Source organism: Nereida ignava, assembly GCF_001049735.1.
GTDB classification, from domain to species: Bacteria; Pseudomonadota; Alphaproteobacteria; order Rhodobacterales; family Rhodobacteraceae; genus Nereida; species Nereida ignava.
In genome coordinates this window covers 39,617-56,442 of the sequence record NZ_CVPC01000022.1, presented here as the reverse complement: position 1 = coordinate 56,442, position 16,826 = coordinate 39,617, and the positions used below count along the sequence as shown (strand labels likewise).

Annotated in this window: 16 protein-coding genes; 15 read left to right on the top strand and 1 reads right to left on the bottom strand. The window is 54.2% G+C overall.

Annotated features, from left to right (window positions below; genetic code table 11):
- Nucleotides 1–32 precede the first annotated feature (32 nt).
- From bchF to NIG5292_RS12730, 15 genes are all read left to right on the top strand, one after another.
- A complete protein-coding gene (gene bchF, locus NIG5292_RS12800; protein ID WP_048599937.1) occupies nucleotides 33–533 on the top strand; it encodes a 2-vinyl bacteriochlorophyllide hydratase in 501 nt (166 codons plus the stop codon).
- Nucleotides 530–1,798 (top strand): ferredoxin:protochlorophyllide reductase (ATP-dependent) subunit N, encoded by a 1,269-nt coding sequence (locus NIG5292_RS12795; RefSeq protein ID WP_048599936.1) that lies wholly within the window; start codon nucleotides 530–532, stop codon nucleotides 1,796–1,798. Before bchF ends, NIG5292_RS12795 begins: the two co-directional genes overlap by 4 nt.
- Nucleotides 1,795–3,330 (top strand): ferredoxin:protochlorophyllide reductase (ATP-dependent) subunit B, encoded by a 1,536-nt coding sequence (gene bchB / locus NIG5292_RS12790; RefSeq protein ID WP_048599935.1) that lies wholly within the window; start codon nucleotides 1,795–1,797, stop codon nucleotides 3,328–3,330. The genes NIG5292_RS12795 and bchB overlap by 4 nt, the downstream gene beginning before the upstream one ends.
- The gene (locus NIG5292_RS12785) at nucleotides 3,320–6,859 is read left to right on the top strand and encodes a magnesium chelatase subunit H (RefSeq protein WP_048599934.1); all 3,540 of its coding nucleotides are present in this window, start codon (nucleotides 3,320–3,322) and stop codon (nucleotides 6,857–6,859) included. Before bchB ends, NIG5292_RS12785 begins: the two co-directional genes overlap by 11 nt.
- A gap of 21 nt (nucleotides 6,860–6,880) precedes the next feature.
- The gene (gene bchL, locus NIG5292_RS12780; protein ID WP_048599933.1) at nucleotides 6,881–7,777 is read left to right on the top strand and encodes a ferredoxin:protochlorophyllide reductase (ATP-dependent) iron-sulfur ATP-binding protein; all 897 of its coding nucleotides are present in this window, start codon (nucleotides 6,881–6,883) and stop codon (nucleotides 7,775–7,777) included.
- A 3-nt stretch (nucleotides 7,778–7,780) separates the two neighbouring features.
- A complete protein-coding gene (gene bchM / locus NIG5292_RS12775; protein WP_048599932.1) occupies nucleotides 7,781–8,446 on the top strand; it encodes a magnesium protoporphyrin IX methyltransferase in 666 nt (221 codons plus the stop codon).
- Nucleotides 8,425–9,852 carry a PucC family protein gene (locus tag NIG5292_RS12770; RefSeq protein WP_048599931.1) on the top strand — a complete coding sequence of 476 codons (1,428 nt, stop codon included), beginning with the start codon at nucleotides 8,425–8,427 and terminating at the stop codon, nucleotides 9,850–9,852. Before bchM ends, NIG5292_RS12770 begins: the two co-directional genes overlap by 22 nt.
- An 18-nt stretch (nucleotides 9,853–9,870) precedes the next feature.
- Nucleotides 9,871–10,641 (top strand): photosynthetic reaction center subunit H, encoded by a 771-nt coding sequence (puhA, locus tag NIG5292_RS12765; protein ID WP_048599930.1) that lies wholly within the window; start codon nucleotides 9,871–9,873, stop codon nucleotides 10,639–10,641.
- Between the two features lie 14 nt (nucleotides 10,642–10,655).
- Entirely contained in the window at nucleotides 10,656–11,285 is a 630-nt protein-coding gene (gene puhB, locus NIG5292_RS12760; protein WP_048599929.1) for a photosynthetic complex putative assembly protein PuhB, read from the top strand.
- 6 nt (nucleotides 11,286–11,291) lie between these two features.
- The gene (puhC, locus tag NIG5292_RS12755) at nucleotides 11,292–11,762 is read left to right on the top strand and encodes a photosynthetic complex assembly protein PuhC (RefSeq protein WP_048599928.1); all 471 of its coding nucleotides are present in this window, start codon (nucleotides 11,292–11,294) and stop codon (nucleotides 11,760–11,762) included.
- Nucleotides 11,763–11,775: 13 nt separating this feature from the next.
- Entirely contained in the window at nucleotides 11,776–12,072 is a 297-nt protein-coding gene (locus NIG5292_RS12750; RefSeq protein ID WP_048599927.1) for an O2-dependent cyclase accessory protein, read from the top strand.
- Between the two features lie 68 nt (nucleotides 12,073–12,140).
- A complete protein-coding gene (gene acsF / locus NIG5292_RS12745) occupies nucleotides 12,141–13,190 on the top strand; it encodes a magnesium-protoporphyrin IX monomethyl ester (oxidative) cyclase (protein ID WP_048599954.1) in 1,050 nt (349 codons plus the stop codon).
- Nucleotides 13,190–13,990, top strand: coding sequence for a putative photosynthetic complex assembly protein PuhE (gene puhE / locus NIG5292_RS12740; protein ID WP_048599926.1), 801 nt, complete (start codon nucleotides 13,190–13,192; stop codon nucleotides 13,988–13,990). Before acsF ends, puhE begins: the two co-directional genes overlap by 1 nt.
- Nucleotides 13,987–15,201, top strand: coding sequence for a 5-aminolevulinate synthase (gene hemA, locus NIG5292_RS12735; RefSeq protein WP_048599925.1), 1,215 nt, complete (start codon nucleotides 13,987–13,989; stop codon nucleotides 15,199–15,201). Before puhE ends, hemA begins: the two co-directional genes overlap by 4 nt.
- A 75-nt stretch (nucleotides 15,202–15,276) precedes the next feature.
- On the top strand, nucleotides 15,277–15,711 hold the full coding sequence (locus NIG5292_RS12730) for a c-type cytochrome (protein WP_048599924.1): 435 nt from the start codon (nucleotides 15,277–15,279) through the stop codon (nucleotides 15,709–15,711).
- 95 nt (nucleotides 15,712–15,806) lie between these two features.
- Here the strand turns inward: NIG5292_RS12730 and NIG5292_RS12725 are convergent, their stop codons facing one another.
- Nucleotides 15,807–16,487, bottom strand: coding sequence for a hypothetical protein (locus tag NIG5292_RS12725; protein ID WP_048599923.1), 681 nt, complete (start codon nucleotides 16,485–16,487; stop codon nucleotides 15,807–15,809).
- Between the last annotated feature and the right edge of the window lie 339 nt (nucleotides 16,488–16,826).

Below are 16,826 nucleotides of genomic sequence, written 5' to 3'. Positions count from 1 at the left end.
CATCCCACACCGCTTGTCAGGGAGTCGGTCTTATGTCTGCGCAATCGTCGCACAAAAATCAGGGCCGCAGTCTCTATACGCCAGAGCAACGCGCCCGCCGAGACGCTACCATCTGGACATTCGTGCAGGGTGTACTTGCGCCCGTGCAATTCATCATTTTTCTCGTCTCCGTAGCTCTAGTCATCAGGTACCTAATGACTGGCGAAGGTTACGCCGCGGCAACCGCTTCAATTCTGTTAAAAACCTTCGCGCTCTACACAATTATGGTGACGGGTGCGATTTGGGAAAAAGTTGTGTTTGGGCGCTATCTGTTTGCGCAATCGTTCTTTTGGGAAGACACTGTAAGCTTTGTCGTTATTGCGATTCACACCTTTTATTTATGGGCCTTATGGAGCGGCGCGCTCTCTCCCAAGGCACAAATGCTGGTCGCACTCGCGGCCTATGCAATTTATGTAATCAACGCCGCGCAATTCGTTTGGAAACTCCGGATGGCCCGCCTTGAAGCAACTCCAAATCAAGGCGTAACCGCATGAATGATCACAGCCCCATTTCAACTGGCTGCGCCAATAGCCCCGTCTTGAAACAACGCGGACAGCGGGAAGTTTTTTGTGGCCTCACAGGCATCATCTGGCTGCACCGCAAAATGCAAGACGCATTCTTTTTGGTCGTCGGTAGCCGTACCTGCGCCCACCTTTTGCAGTCAGCAGCAGGCGTCATGATTTTTGCAGAGCCGCGTTTTGGGACCGCGATTCTTGAAGAAAAGGATCTTGCAGGACTTGCTGACGCGCACACTGAACTTGACCGCGAAGTTGCGCGCCTACTGTCAAGACGGCCTGACATTAAGCAATTGTTTCTGGTCGGATCATGCCCCTCAGAGGTGATCAAACTGGATCTTGCGCGCGCAGCAGAACGTATGACGCAAGAATATGCGCCTAACGTCCGCGTTCTAAACTTCAGTGGGTCTGGTATCGAAACAACATTCACACAAGGCGAGGACGCGTGTCTGGCCTCAATGGTGCCCGTACTGCCCAAAACCGATGAACGCGAATTGCTCTTAGTGGGTGCTTTGCCTGACGTGGTCGAAGATCAAGCTGTTTCGCTACTTACTGAAATGGGCGTTGGTCCAATCAGAACTTTGCCCGCATCCCGTGCAGCGGATCAATATGGTATTGGCGAAAACACAGTTTTTGCGCTTCTACAGCCTTTCTTGGGTGATACCCACGCAGAGCTTGAGCGCCGCGGCGCACGCCACATTCCTGCTCCGTTTCCGTTTGGCGAACAGGGCACGACCGCGTGGTTGCGTGCAATTGCTCTTGAGTTTGGCGTGGATGAAGAAACTTTTGAGCGCGTCACAGCAGCGCCGCGCGCCCGCGCACGCAAGGCAATTGATGCGCAAGCGAAAGAGTTGCGCGGCAAGTCGATCTTCTTCTTCCCTGATAGCCAGCTTGAAGTCCCGTTAGCGCGCTTCTTGACGACCGAATGTGGGATGACCCCGCTTGAAATCGGAACACCGTACCTGCACGCAGGCCTTGTTGGTCCTGACCTCGCGCTCATCCCGGAAGGTCCAACCATCTCCGAAGGGCAAGACGTTGATCTGCAATTGGACCGAGCACGCGAGGCCCGCGCCGATATCACAGTTTGCGGCTTAGGATTGGCAAACCCACTCGAGGCCGAAGGTCTTACAACCAAATGGGCGATCGAGTTGGTTTTCACGCCAGTTCACTTCTATGAGCAAGCCGGTGATCTTGCTGGGCTTTTCTCGCGTCCCATCCGCCGCCGCGAGGTGCTTGACCTATGAAGCTCACCGTTTGGACATATGAGGGCCCAACCCACGTTGGTGCAATGCGTGTCGCAACTGCAATGAAAGGGCTGCACTACGTTTTGCATGCCCCACAGGGCGATACCTACGCGGACCTTCTGTTCACTATGATTGAGCGGCGCAACCATCGCCCGCCAGTTACATACACAACATTTCAAGCCCGTGATTTGGGAAGTGATACGGCGCATCTCTTCAAAGACGCCTGCCAAGACGCCTATGATCGCTTTCAGCCAGAAGCAATCATTGTGGGCGCCTCTTGTACTGCTGAATTGATCCAAGATGACCCCGCCGGCCTTGCGGAAACGATGGGCCTTAATGTGCCGGTCATTCCGTTGGAATTGCCCAGCTACTCGCGCAAAGAAAACTTTGGGGCAGACGAAACATTTTACCAAATCGTCAAAGCTCTGGCCAAACCTTGCGAGCGCACGTCACGGATTTCTTGCAACATCCTTGGTGGCACCGCATTAGGCTTTCGTCACCGCGATGACATCCAAGAAATCACAGCGCTCCTCTATGAGCTTGGCATTGATGTGAATGTTTGCGCCCCGCTTGACGCAACACCAAGCGACATTGCCCGCATGGGCGCTGCGCATTTCAACGTGCTGCTTTACCCTGAAACCGGTGAGGCCGCAGCACGCTGGTGCGAGCGCAGCTTTGAGCAGCCTTACACAAAAACGGTTCCAATGGGCGTTGGCGCAACCCGTGATTTCATCGCAGAGGTGTGCCAAATTTGCGGAATAGAGCCTAATGTGGACGAAAGCCGCCTGCGATTGCCGTGGTGGAGCAAATCCGTCGACAGCACATATTTGACTGGCAAACGCGTCTTTATCTTTGGCGATGGCACCCACGTGAAGGCCGCAGCCCGCGTTGCAAAAGACGAGATGGGTTTCGAAGTTGTAGGCGTAGGTTGCTACAATCGCGAGTTCGCACGCGACATCCGTGCACTTGCCAAAGACATTGGCGTCGAAGCTCTAATCAGCGATGACTACCTTGAGGTCGAGCAAACCATTGAAGCGCTGCAACCCGAGATGATCCTCGGCACCCAAATGGAGCGACACATCGGCAAGCGCCTTGGCATTCCTTGTGCCGTCATCTCCGCACCCGTGCACGTACAAGATTTCCCCGCCCGCTACTCTCCCGTTATGGGGTTTGAAGGCGCGAACGTCCTGTTTGATACGTGGATCCATCCGCTTGTAATGGGCCTTGAAGAGCACCTGTTGCACATGTTCCGCGATGATTTTGAATTCCACGACGAAGCGGGACCAAGCCATCACGACGGACATGCACCAAAACCAATTGATCGTCCTGCTGAGGGGCCCGTCGCAGCGGCGGTTCAAGAAGGCACTGGCGTTGCTGTTTGGCTCGCAGACGCAGAACGCGAGTTAAAGAAAATTCCTTTCTTTGTGCGCGGCAAATCCAAGCGAAACACTGAAAAATACGCTCTGGATCAAGGCATGACTGAAATTTCAGTCGATACACTTTACGAGGCGAAGGCCCATTATGCGCGATGAGGTAAGCATCCCTTATCGCGTGGCTATCGTCACGCTTGATCGCCATGCGGGCGGATCAATCACGCGCGCCATGCCAAACTTGCGCGCTGACTTTCCGGGCCTTGAAGTAAGCGTTCATGCAGCTGCTGAATGGGGCGACAACCCAGAAGCACTAGCAACCGCACGTCACGACATCGACCATGCAGATATTATTGTGGGCAATCTGCTGTTTCTTGAAGATCACCTGAAGGCGATTTTGCCGAACATGATCGCACGCAGACCTTCGCTTGATGCATTTGTTGGCGTCATTGCGGACCCAAGCATTACGAGCCTGACCAAAATGGGCGACTTGGATATGTCCAAGCCGACCTCTGGCGCCATGGCCATCCTTAAAAAGCTCAAGCCAAAGACAGGCAAGCAGGCGTCAGGCGAAGGCCAGATGAAAATGCTCCGCCGCTTGCCCAAAATCCTGAAATTCATTCCAGGCAAAGCCCAAGATCTTCGCGCGTACTTTCTATCGATGCAATATTGGCTTGGTGGATCAGACGACAACCTTGAGGCCATGCTCCGCTTTTTGGTAAGCCGTTACTCTGAAAATCGCGGCTGGAACGAAATTGAGGCCGCAGCTCCCATCGATTACCCCGAAGTTGGCCTGTACCACCCAGACCTTGCAGGCACGAAAATCGTCACTGATCTTACTGAACTGCCGCAAAGCGATGCAACTGCAACAGTCGGAATTCTGATGTTGCGCAGTTACATCCTGTCGGGGGATTGCGCTCATTATGATGCAGTCATCCGCGCGTTTGAAGCAAAAGGAATGCGCGTTATTGCGGGCTTTGCAGGGGGCCTCGATGGTCGCCCCGCCATTGAGCAATACTTCAACAGCGTAGATACGATGGTCTCACTGACTGGTTTCAGCCTTGTTGGTGGACCGGCCTACAACAACAGCGACGCCGCGATCGAAGCACTTACAAAGCTTGATGTTCCGTATGTCGCTGCTCATCCGCTTGAATTTCAAACTCTGAGCCAATGGTCGTCTAGCGACGGTGGCCTTGGCCCCGTTGAAACAACAATGCTCATCGCCCTGCCCGAGATTGACGGCGCCACAAACCCCACAGTCTACGCAGGTCGCCACAGTGAAACGGGCTGTCAGGGCTGCGCATATATGTGCAAAGCCAGTACCATCAGCAAAGCCATGGCACCATGTCATGAACGCATTGATGTGTTGGCAGAAAAAGTGGCGCGGCTGGCAAATCTGCGCCGTAAAGAAAACGCTGACAAAAAGATTGGCATTGTGCTGTTTGGCTTTCCGCCAAATGCCGGCGCTGTTGGAACCGCAGCGTATCTGTCCGTATTTGAGAGCCTCTTCAATACGCTGACCAGAATGAAGGCCAGCGGCTATGACGTTGAAGTGCCCGCAGATGTGGACATCCTTCGCACGCTCGTTTTGCAGGGCAACAGCGCCCAATACGGTCAAGAAGCTAACGTTGCTGATCACGTTTCTGCCGATCACATCGTTGAAAATACACCGCCCCTAGCGGCTATTGAAAGCGTTTGGGGCCCCGCCCCCGGCAAAGTCCAATCAGACGGTCGTGGCGTGTTCATCTTGGGCGCACATTTCGGAAACGTCTTTGTCGGCGTTCAGCCAACTTTTGGCTATGAGGGTGACCCGATGCGGTTACTCTTTGAAAAAGGGTTCGCCCCCACCCATGCTTTCGCCCAATTCTACTTGTGGCTCCGCAACACATATCAAGCTGATGCCTTGCTACATTTTGGGATGCACGGTGCACTTGAATTCATGCCAGGCAAACAAGCGGGCCTCGGCGCGCAGGATTGGCCGGATAGGCTCATCGGTGAGATGCCAAACGTCTACCTCTATGCATCGAATAATCCGTCTGAAGCCACGTTAGCAAAACGCCGTAGCAACGCCGTAACCATTACACATCTGACACCACCACTTGCCAAATCCGGTCTCTATAAAGGCTTAATCGCCCTGAAGGACACGTTAACGCGGTACCGTGGTACTGCCCAAAACGATCCATCACGCAGTGATCTAGAACAGCTGATCCGCGACCAAGCTAACGCTGTTGATATGAACGGTCGTGATCCTGAAAGCCTTTGGCTCAAGCTGCTTGAAACAGAGCACGCGCTGATCCCCGAGGGGCTCCATATCGTTGGCAAACCCATGTCTGATGCGGCGCGTCATGATCACGTCTCCACAATGGCGGATCAATCTTCTGAGGCTCGCGCCCGCGTCGATGCACTGCTGCAAGAGGACACTGAGTTACCTGCGCTAATGCGTGCCTTAAGTGCGCGCTACATTGCCCCTGTTGCGGGTGGTGATCTGATCCGTAGTCCTGATGTCCTCCCCACAGGCCGCAATATTCACGCGTTTGATCCGTTCAGAATGCCAACAGAATTTGCATTACGCGATGGCCGTAAACAGGCCCAAGTATTGCTGGACGCTCAAACCGAACTTCCACGCAGCATCGCGCTGGTGCTTTGGGGCAGCGACAATATCAAATCAGATGGCGGCCCGATCGCACAAGCCCTTGCTTTGATGGGCGCAAAGCCACGTTTTGACAGCTATGGCCGTTTGTCAGGGGCTGATCTTATTCCCCTAGAGAAGCTGGGGCGCCCACGCATTGATGTGGTTATGACCCTGTCTGGTATTTTCCGCGACCTGCTACCTTTGCAGACCAAGATGTTGGCCGAGGCCGCCTATAAATGCGCAGCCGCCAATGAACCAACGAGCCAAAATTTCCTGCGTGCACATGCACTATCCTATGCAGAGCAAATGGACGTTGATCTGGAAACCGCAGCACTGCGGGTCTTTTCCAATGCCAACGGCGCGTATGGGTCAAACGTAAACGCCCTCGTGGATGCCAGCGCCTTTGATAACGAAGATGAGCTGGCCGATGCCTATGAAGCACGCAAGTCATTCGCCTACGGCATGGACGGCAAGGCGGCGGCACAAGCAGAACTGCTCCAAAAGCAGCTTAAGGATGTGGATGTAGCCTATCAAAATCTTGAAAGCGTTGAGCTGGGTGTCACCACCGTTGACCACTATTTTGATACGCTCGGCGGTATTGCTCGTGCGGTAAAGCGCGCCAAAGGCGGCGCTGAGCCGGCTGTATTCATCGGCGATCAAACAATGGGTGATGCAAAAGTACGCACCTTGTCCGAGCAGGTCGCCCTTGAAACCAGATCGCGCAGCCTCAACCCGAAATGGTTCGAAGGAATGCTGCAACACGGACACGAAGGCGTGCGCCAAATTGAGGCGTGCGTAACGAACACGATGGGCTGGTCTGCCACGACCGGCCAAGTGGATGAATGGGTCTATGAACGGCTCTCTGAAACCTTCGTTCTTGACGACGCGATGCGCCAGCGGCTGGCGGATCTGAACCCGCAAGCTTCAGTACGCATGGCCAATCGCCTGCTTGAAGCAAGCGACAGAAATTATTGGACCCCCGACGCGGAAACACTCGCCGCGCTGCAAGATGCGGCCGATGCGCTCGAGGATCAAATGGAAGGAATTGCGGCGCAATAGAGCCGCATAGGGAGAAGTAACATGGCATTAGACAGAAGCACACCAATCCTGAGAGGCCAAGACGGCGAAGGCTCCGTACAGGTCCATCAAGATGACGGAATGAAAATCGAAGGCGCCAAGGTGTTTTCGGTCTACGGCAAAGGCGGCATCGGTAAATCAACCACCTCGTCCAACTTGTCTGCTGCATTTTCAATGCTGGGCAAACGGGTTTTGCAAATTGGATGTGACCCCAAGCATGACAGCACGTTTACTCTGACGGGCTCACTTGTCCCAACAGTCATCGACATCCTAAAAGATGTGGATTTTCACGCAGAAGAGCTGCGCCCTGAAGACTTCGTTTTTGAGGGTTTCAACGGCGTTAAGTGTGTTGAAGCAGGTGGCCCTCCGGCGGGTACTGGTTGTGGTGGCTATGTGGTTGGCCAGACAGTCAAATTGCTTAAGCAGCACCATTTGCTTGAAGACACCGACGTAGTGATTTTTGATGTTTTGGGCGACGTGGTGTGCGGCGGCTTTGCTGCCCCATTGCAACACGCTGACCGTGCATTGATCGTCACCGCAAACGACTTTGACAGCATTTATGCGATGAACCGGATTATCGCCGCTGTTCAAGCGAAATCCAGCAACTATAAAGTCCGCCTCGCGGGCTGCGTCGCCAACCGGTCACGCGAGACAGATGAAGTAGACCGGTTCTGTAAAACCGTTGGCTTTAACCGTATCGCACACATGCCTGATCTTGATGCGATCCGCCGCTCACGCCTCAAAAAGAAGACCCTCTTTGAGATGCCTGATGAGGAAGAAATCGTCCAGGTTCGCAAGGAATACATCCGCCTCGCAGAAACACTTTGGAACGGCACTGAAGCGCTTGCGCCTGCGCCGCTGCCTGACCGCGAAATCTTTGAATTGTTGGGCTTCGATTAAACCATGACCGCATACGACCGCACCCTTTCCCGCGTCGAGACATACTTCGACCAAACCGCGACCAAAACATGGGAGCGCCTGACCTCAGACGCGCCCGTGTCGCGGGTACGCGAAACCGTGCGCGCGGGGCGGGACCGGATGCGTGAAACAATGCTCAACACCCTTGGGGATGTGCGCGGAAAACGAATTTTGGACGCCGGCTGTGGCGCGGGTCAAATGACCCACGAACTGGCTTTGCGCGGCGCCGAGGTAGTCGCCGTGGATATCTCGCCGTCACTCGTGGAAATCGCACGCAAGCGGTTGCCAGATGCCTTGTCACATCAAGTGACATTTCACGCTGGCGATATGCTAGACTCCGCGCTTGGTGACTTCGATCACGTGGTCGCGATGGACAGTTTGATCTACTATGACGCCGCTGACATTAACCGCTCAATTTCGACCCTGTTCCAGCGAACAAGCTGTAAAATTGTGTTCACCGTTGCGCCGCGCACACCATTCTTGATGGCGTTTTTCGGTATGGGAAAATTGTTTCCGCGCCGTGACCGAAGCCCCGTGATGATCCCACATGCGCCCAAGAAATTGGCACGCCTTGTAGACGGTAATCTGCGCAGCGTCGCGCGGATCAGCTCGGGTTTTTATATCTCTGAATGTTTGGAAGTAACCAAGTGAGCCAAACGCAGCGCATATCAAAATGGCTCCCATTTGCGGATGCCGCGTCTGAGGGTCTTCCCCTCGGACAGCTTTTGCGGATGTCGCTGTTCCAAGTGTCTGTCGGCATGGCCTCTGTCTTGCTGTTGGGAACTTTAAACCGCGTTATGATCGTGGAGTTGTCAGTACCGGCAATGATTGTTGCGCTCATGATCGCGTTGCCTGTTTTATCTGCTCCGTTCCGCGCACTTTTGGGCTTCAAATCAGACAACTTGCAAAGCTCCCTGGGTTGGAAACGCATCCCCTACTTATGGTTTGGCAGCTTGTGGCAGTTCGGCGGCTTAGCGGTAATGCCATTCGCCATTCTGTCACTGGGATTTGAGCAAGCAGCCGGCCCCGAATGGGCAGGTGAGGTTTTGTCAGCAGCAGCTTTCTTGATGACCGGCCTTGGGATGCACATGACCCAAACCGCAGGTCTGGCATTGGCCGCAGACCGCGCAGATGATGAAACACGTCCTCGCGTTGTGGCTCTTTTGTACGTCATGTTCCTGGTCGGCATGGGACTGTCCGCCGTGATCGTTGGCTATTTCCTGCGCGACTTTGGTGATCTGCGATTGGTTCGCGTCATTCAATCTTGCGCCGTAATCACCCTTGTTTTGAACATTGTCGCTTTGTGGAAACAAGAAAAGCTGGCGCCCAAATCTAAGGCCGAGCGTGATGCAGCACCAAGCCCCACTTTCAAAGATGCATGGTCAGATTTCATGGCCGGCGGTCAAGCTGGCCGCCTGATCGTTGTCGTCTTTTTGGGAACTATGGCTTTCAATATGCAAGACGTATTGCTCGAGCCTTACGGCGGCGAAGTCTTGGGGTTATCTGTATCCGCCACCACTTTGCTGACAGCGCTTTGGGCGTCTGGCGCACTTCTGGGCTTTGCACTTGCAGCTAGATGGCTGCGCGGTGGGCTAAACACACATCTCATGGCGGGCCGTGGCCTGCTTGTTGGAGTGGGTGCTTTCACATGCGTTGTGTTCGCTGCACCACTCAATTCAGTATTCCTTTTCTACACTGGAAGCGCCGCGATCGGCTTGGGTGGAGGGCTGTTTGCAGTCGCCACGCTGACCGCAGCAATGACTTTGCCCAACGCAGGCCGCGGCCTTGCATTGGGGGCTTGGGGCGCCGCGCAAGCGACCGCCGCAGGCCTGTCGATCCTCATCGGCGGTACCATCCGCGATGTGGTCAACACTGCCGCACTTAACGGGAACTTCGGACCGGCGCTCGCCACGCCATCGACGGGCTATTCAGTTGTCTATCACACTGCAATTGCTCTTATTTTTGTCACGCTCATCGCCTTGGGGCCCCTTGTGCGACGCGGGACACAGACCACTCAGCAAGGACGTCAGATCGGTCTGGCTGACTTCCCTACCTGACACATTCGGAGAAAGAAAATGGACGGAACTATTTTTGGAAACATCGACTTGGCGAGCGTCGCTCTTTGGGGCTTTTACGGCTTTTTCGCGCTGCTGATTTACTATCTGCAAACCGAAAACATGCGTGAAGGCTATCCCCTTGAAAATGACACCGGTGAGACAGCGGCCAACCAAGGCCCCTTCCCTGTGCCAAACCCCAAAACGTTTAAGCTGCCACATGGCCGCGGCGAGGTGACCGTTCCCGGTCCTGACCGCCAAGCCCGTACAGATTTGGCGCTTGAGCAAACTGGCGTGATAAACGGACTGCCTTTCGAGCCAACCGGTGATCCAATGATGGACGGCGTTGGTCCAGGTGCATGGGCTGCGCGTCAAGATCACCCAGAGCTTGATGGCAAAGGCCACCCCAAGATCATCCCCATGTCGAGTGTTGACACATTCCGCGTGTCTGCTGGCCGTGACCCACGTGGTTTGCCGGTTATGACAGGCGATAACGTAGTCGTTGGTCGCGTCACCGATATGTGGATCGATGAACCAGAGCAGCTGGTACGTTATTTCGCTTATGAAGTTGACGCCGAATTTGGCGGCGGCACCAAACTGGTGGCCCGTGAAATGGCGCGTATCAAATCAAACCACCTCAAGATCCGCTCAATCTATTCGCACAACGTCAAAGGTATTCCGACCCAAAAATCGGCAACCACTGTGACGTTGCTCGAGGAAGAGAAGATCCAAGCCTACTACGGCGGCGGCACGCTTTATGCGGACCCAAGCCGTTTGGAACCCCAAGCCTAAGGAAAGCCGACCCCATGTCACACGACGATTTCGCAGTTGAACCCATCGAAGGTCTGCCAGAGGAACTGCCCGCGGGCGAAGAGATCCTCTGGCAAGGGCGCCCCAATTGGTGGAGCCTGACCAAAGAAAGCTGGGGCCTGAAATGGCTCATGGGCTATTTCGCTTTGTTCGCACTGTGGCGTTTCATCGTTGTGCTTGGGGTCGCCCCCTTTGGCCACGCACTTTTGTCTGTACTGCCGTTCGCAGTTTTTGCAGCGGCAACAGTCGCTGTGCTGGCACTGATTTCATACGTACAGGCCCGTAACACGGTCTACACAATTACGAACCGTCGCGTTGCCATGCGCATCGGGGCGGCTCTGACGATGACCCTGAACCTGCCATACCAATGGGTAAAGAACGCAAACCTCGCGCTGCTTTCTGGCGGTCATGGCACCATCGCGCTTCAAACATCGGGCAAGACCCGCATGAGTTACCTAATGTGTTGGCCCCACGTTCGCCCTTGGCGGATGGCCCACACGGAACCCGCTCTCCGTTGCATCCCTGACGCCGCTAATGTCGCACAGATTTTGGCCGCCGCAGCGGAGACGCGGGTATCCGAAGCCCCCATTATCACACGCGTCCCTGACGCCGTTCCAGCGGAGTAAACTGATATGCAATTTGCCCCTTCTGAAACCCGTAAAATGTTGAACAAAGACCGCGAAATGATCCCACGCACGCTGATCCGCGGTGTGTTATTCATGATTGCTTGCGCAGTCGCTTTGTCGGCCTACTCGGTCTGGTCAGACCGCCCATCAGCCAGCGCCCTGCCTGCTTCACCAATCGTGAAAGAACGTACGATCACGATGAAAAGTGAAATCTCTGGCGCCACGTATATCGCTGATATCGACGGTACAGTGTTGCTTGATGCAGGCCCGGGCGCAGGTGGTTTTATGGGCGTGATGTCACGCGTCGTTGAGCGTAATCGCACCGTAAACAACATGGACATGAGCGCGCCCGTCCGCCTTGTGCAATTTGCCAATAACCGCGTCGCCATCATCGATGACGAAACCAACTGGAGCGCAGACCTGATGGGGTTTGGGTCCGAAAACTGGGCAGCCTTCGCCACGCTGCTCGATCAATAAGGGAACCGGAACCATGGGATTATTCACCCGATCAAAAGAAACAGCACCCTGCACTGTCAGCATCTCGCACCGCTTTGAAGAGCTCAGCGCGCATGTGCGGTTTGACAACGGAGCAGTCATTCACCCCGGCGATAGCGTCTTGGTCCAAGGGGCCGAGATCATGGCGCCTTTCGGCGAAATCGTCGAAGAAAGCCGCACCGCCGTCATCACCCGCGCCAGTGGTCTTGAGCGCGCTTGGACGCGCCTGACCGGTGATCTGGAATTTATTGAGCTTTGCGAGTTTTCATTCTCTGAGGAGGTTACAGTATGAACATCCAAACCCCCAAGGACCTGAACGGTCACGCATCCCCCACCGCTTTGCATGGTACAAACGAAGCCATGACCTCGGAAAAAGCAACCGATGTTGCGATGCAGGACACGCTTCTCACCCCGCGCTTTTACACCACTGATTTCAATGAACTGGACGCCATCAACGTTGAAAACGTGCGCCACGATTGGGACACCCTGATCGGCCAAATGGAAGCAGACCCAAACAAAGGCCATTTTAAGAAAAACGCTGATTGGGACACCGTCGATTGGGACGGCATGGAACCTGCTTTGCGTGCCGAATTTATCGACTTTTTGATCTCAAGCTGTACTGCTGAATTCTCGGGGTGTGTGCTTTATAAAGAAATGAAGCGCCGCGGTTCTAATCCAGACATCACGCAGCTTTTCCAACTGATGGCCCGCGACGAGGCCCGTCACGCGGGCTTTATCAATGATGCACTGCGCGAAGCTGGCATTGCGGTCAACTTGGGCTTTTTGACCCAACAAAAGAAGTACACGTACTTCCGCCCTAAGTTCATTTATTATGCCACGTATCTGTCAGAAAAGATTGGCTACGCGCGTTACATCACAATCTTCCGCCACCTGGAAAAGCATCCCGAGCACCGCTTTCACCCCATTTTCAAATGGTTTGAGGAATGGTGCAACGATGAGTTTTCACACGGCGAAGCCTTTGCGTTGTTGATGAAAACAGACCCTAAACTGACGGAATCGCGCCAAAACCGCCTCTGGATCAAGTTTTTCCTGACGGCCGTTTACGGCACAATGTGGGTTCGCGACCACCAGCGCCCCGTTTTCCACGAGGCCTTGGGCGTAGACGTGACGTGGTACGGCATGGAGGTGTTCCGCAAAACATCGGAAATCAGCAAACAGATCTATCCGTTCACGCTTGATATCGATCACCCGCGCTTCCGCAAAGGGCTCGATAAACTGCAAGACGCCAACGTTCAGATTGCCGCCGGCAAACGCCAGCGCGGCGTTGCTGGTAAGATCAAGCAGTTCATCGGAACCGCCCGCGCGGCGGCCGCATTTGCTGTGCTCTACTCCATCCCCGTTGTGCACCACGAACGTCCAGCAAGCACCATGATGGAGCCCGCCTACTAATGCTGGCAACCCCGTGGATATCTGCGCTTGGCGCGCTGTTCTTGTGGTGGTTTTCCACGGGCGCGATCCTTGTGATCGTGCGCCGTGCTGACCGCGCCGAGGGCACCGCTGGCCTCTGTGCTGTTCTATGGGGTTTGCCGTTCCTGCTTACGGGGGCTGCGGCATTTTACGTCTCGCTCTCTCAAACCGGAGTGGCGGGACCCTATATCGCGTTTTTGGCCGCTTTGGCCGTTTGGGGATGGATTGAGCTGGCATTCTTGACGGGCATTATCACCGGGCCAAATACCGCAGAATTACCGCCTAACACCCCACCATTTGAGCGCTTTATTCGTGCATGGGGCACCGTTGCCTACCACGAGATTTTATTGACCGCGGCCCTTGTTGCAATGATTTGGGTCAGCCAAGACGCCGAAAACATCTTTGGTCTTTGGACATACGCAGTGCTTTATTTCGCCCGCATCTCAGCCAAGCTGAATCTCTTTCTGGGCGTGCCCAAAATCAACACAGAATTTCTACCAAAACCACTGGCACATTTGCCGAGCCATTTTCGCCACGCACGGGTCAATTGGCTGTTTCCTATATCGGTCACCGCGCTCACATTCGCGACAGCCTGCTGGCTTGAACGGCTATATTCTGCCTCATCACAGGCAGAAGTGGCCGGATTTACCCTACTCACCGCCATCACTGCGCTGGCATTACTAGAACACTGGCTAATGGTCATTCCATTGCCTGACGAAAAACTATGGCGCTGGATGCTCCCCGCCCCTGCGCCCACAAAAACAAAAGGGACCACGTCATGACGTTTGATATTCTTTTCAATGAGCAGTTGGACAAACTCAAAGACGATGGCAATTATCGCGTTTTTGCACAGCTTGAACGTCACACGGGTAAGTTTCCTCAAGCGTCCGAGCACGGCCAAGATGAGGCGCGGGATGTCACAATCTGGTGCTCAAACGATTACCTTGGCATGGGTCACCATCCTGATGTGATCGCCGCCATGACACGCACCGCCGAAAGCTGTGGTACTGGCGCGGGTGGTACGCGCAACATCTCTGGCAATGCCATTCACCACCTCGCTCTTGAGAATGAGTTGGCTGATCTGCACGGCAAGGAAAGTGCGCTTTTGTTCACCTCTGGATACGTGTCGAACTGGGCCGCCCTAAGCACCCTTGGCGCGCGACTGCCCAATGCTGTGATCTTATCAGACGAAGGCAACCACGCCTCGATGATCGAAGGCATTCGCCACTCAAAGGCACAAAAAGTCATCTGGAAACACAACGATGTTGAGGACCTTGATCGTAAGTTGGCTGCCCTACCCGCCAACACGACAAAGATCGTCGCATTTGAAAGTGTTTACTCAATGGATGGTGACATCTGCCCGATGCGCGAAATCATTGAAGTTGCTGAGAAACACGGCGCGATGACCTACCTCGATGAGGTCCACGCCGTTGGCATGTACGGCCCGCGAGGCGGCGGTATTTCCGAGCGTGAGGGGCTTGCCGATCGGATCACACTGATCGAAGGCACCTTGGGCAAGGCGTACGGTGTTGTTGGTGGCTATATCACTGGCTCCGAGGCGCTGTGTGACTTTATCCGTTCATTTGCCTCTGGCTTTATCTTTACCACTGCCCTGCCCCCCGCAGTGGCAGCAGCGGCGCAAACGTCTATCAAGCACCTCAAGACATCGGATGTTGAGCGTAAAGGCCAACAAGCCCAAGTCGCGCAGCTGCGTCACAAACTTGATCGCGCGGGCATCCCGCACCTGATGAACAAAAGCCACATTATTCCCGTGATGATCAAAGATCCTGTTAAAACGCGGATGATTGCGGATTACCTGATGGAGCAGTACGGCATTTATGTGCAGCCCATTAACTACCCCACAGTGCCAAAAGGGACCGAGCGGCTACGCTTTACACCAGGCCCCTGCCATACAGATGCGGACATCGATCATTTGGTGAATGCGCTTAGCACTCTGTGGAAGCAATGCGCGGTTTCCCACGCAGTCGCGTGATTATAGCGGGCTTAACTTTACCTGCGGCACTTTGGCCCTAAGTTGCTTATTGGAATGAACGTTGGAGATAGATTTATGAAAACGACACTACTTACCCTGACCGCCGCAATGGCTATCGGTGGCGCTGCATTTGCAGACGGCCACGCTTCTGGTGATGCTGCTGCTGGTGAAGATGCATTCAAAAACTGTACAACATGCCACTGGGTTCAAGACGCAGACGGCAATGACATTGTTGGCAAGAAAAAGCCAACTGGTCCAAACCTTTACAACGTCGTCGGCAACGCGATTGCTCAGTCTGATTATCGCTACTCCAAGCTGATGAAAGCTGGCACAGATGCTGGTCTCGTGTGGGACGAAGCATCGTTTGTCGCTTATGTTCAGGACCCAACAGGGTACCTGAAAGAAGCCACAGGCGAAAAAGGCCGCAGCAAAATGAGCTATAAAGTACGTAAAGAAGAAGACGCTGTGAACATTTACGCGTACCTTGCGTCGCTGGCCCCAGCTAACTGATCTAGAAATAAAAATTTTGTTTTTCTTTGTGAAAAGCAATGGCCGTCCCCGATAGGGGGCGGCCATTTTTTTAGCGAAACTGGATACTCCGCAGCTTAGACCACCAAGACAACTTCGCTCACGTCTTGATCGACAGCTCGACACGCTGCATTCACTTGTTCAATTAAATGGGTCTGAACATAAGCAGCATGAAATTTACTCGGCGCGCGAAGGACCAACCGGCCCCCTGCCCGCTCAACCCGCACCAGCGCGCTTAGCCACGCGCCATATGCGCCCTCGTCCTGGCTATGAAGCACGCCTTGGGCCAAGCTCCACTCTGTCCCACTACTTAGGTCTGGCGCGGGTATTTGCCCGCGTGCCTTCAACGGCACCACCTTCGCACTTTCTGGCACACCTTCCATGCGCAAGGCATAATCAGGGCCAACAGCATCCCACTGTGGCCGCGTCACACGTCGTATGCACTCCAGATCAAGGCCATATTGAGTTACACGCCCACGCGCACCTTGGCGGTGAACCACAAGCCACCCCATTGCTTTAAGCTTCGCCATCTCACGTTTAACAGTGCGGGGTTCTACGGCCCAAAGCCGAGCTATCTCAACTTGACCTACGGCCAACTCATCCCGCTGCCAGTTGTAGCGCGCCACAACAAGTGTGATAAATCGCAGTATCAATCGCTGCTCATGTTTGCCGTGTGCCAAGGCATAGGCGCCCATGGCGGTTAGCACATCGTATTTTACCACGGACGCATTGCGCCCAACAGTTTGGGTAACGTTCATATCCGCCCTTTTCGCGCCCTTTGGAATAAAGCTCCGCTCTTTTGGCAGATACTTTGGGTCGCGATATTTTTTGCCTCATGCAGCGATACCGTGTTTGGTTGTCTCTGCTATTTTGTTATTTTTTTACAATGATGGCGCAGAACTACACATACTTGTGCTGCAACTCAACGCTAAATCAAATCTCTTGTCTGATTTGCGTCCAATGGCTCGATTCTGTCAAGTTCAGTTTTTCTGAGCGCTTTAAAACCACTAATCAATAATGATATTTTTGGTATTAATGGTATAGGGGGACGCCTTGGCTGACACCTATTAGGGCTTTTTTGTCCCCCAATATGTAGT

What these genes read in the sequence shown, in the direction of transcription:
- bchM (WP_048599932.1), top strand. Translation starts at nt 7,781, where the DNA reads ATGACCGCATACGACCGCACCCTTTCCCGCGTCGAGACATACTTCGAC.
- bchL (WP_048599933.1), top strand. Translation starts at nt 6,881, where the DNA reads ATGGCATTAGACAGAAGCACACCAATCCTGAGAGGCCAAGACGGCGAA.
- bchB (WP_048599935.1), top strand. Translation starts at nt 1,795, where the DNA reads ATGAAGCTCACCGTTTGGACATATGAGGGCCCAACCCACGTTGGTGCA.
- NIG5292_RS12730 (WP_048599924.1), top strand. Translation starts at nt 15,277, where the DNA reads ATGAAAACGACACTACTTACCCTGACCGCCGCAATGGCTATCGGTGGC.
- acsF (WP_048599954.1), top strand. Translation starts at nt 12,141, where the DNA reads ATGACCTCGGAAAAAGCAACCGATGTTGCGATGCAGGACACGCTTCTC.
- puhE (WP_048599926.1), top strand. Translation starts at nt 13,190, where the DNA reads ATGCTGGCAACCCCGTGGATATCTGCGCTTGGCGCGCTGTTCTTGTGG.
- NIG5292_RS12725 (WP_048599923.1), bottom strand. Translation starts at nt 16,487, where the DNA reads ATGAACGTTACCCAAACTGTTGGGCGCAATGCGTCCGTGGTAAAATAC.
- NIG5292_RS12750 (WP_048599927.1), top strand. Translation starts at nt 11,776, where the DNA reads ATGGGATTATTCACCCGATCAAAAGAAACAGCACCCTGCACTGTCAGC.
- NIG5292_RS12785 (WP_048599934.1), top strand. Translation starts at nt 3,320, where the DNA reads ATGCGCGATGAGGTAAGCATCCCTTATCGCGTGGCTATCGTCACGCTT.
- NIG5292_RS12795 (WP_048599936.1), top strand. Translation starts at nt 530, where the DNA reads ATGAATGATCACAGCCCCATTTCAACTGGCTGCGCCAATAGCCCCGTC.
- NIG5292_RS12770 (WP_048599931.1), top strand. Translation starts at nt 8,425, where the DNA reads ATGTTTGGAAGTAACCAAGTGAGCCAAACGCAGCGCATATCAAAATGG.
- puhA (WP_048599930.1), top strand. Translation starts at nt 9,871, where the DNA reads ATGGACGGAACTATTTTTGGAAACATCGACTTGGCGAGCGTCGCTCTT.
- puhB (WP_048599929.1), top strand. Translation starts at nt 10,656, where the DNA reads ATGTCACACGACGATTTCGCAGTTGAACCCATCGAAGGTCTGCCAGAG.
- bchF (WP_048599937.1), top strand. Translation starts at nt 33, where the DNA reads ATGTCTGCGCAATCGTCGCACAAAAATCAGGGCCGCAGTCTCTATACG.
- hemA (WP_048599925.1), top strand. Translation starts at nt 13,987, where the DNA reads ATGACGTTTGATATTCTTTTCAATGAGCAGTTGGACAAACTCAAAGAC.
- puhC (WP_048599928.1), top strand. Translation starts at nt 11,292, where the DNA reads ATGCAATTTGCCCCTTCTGAAACCCGTAAAATGTTGAACAAAGACCGC.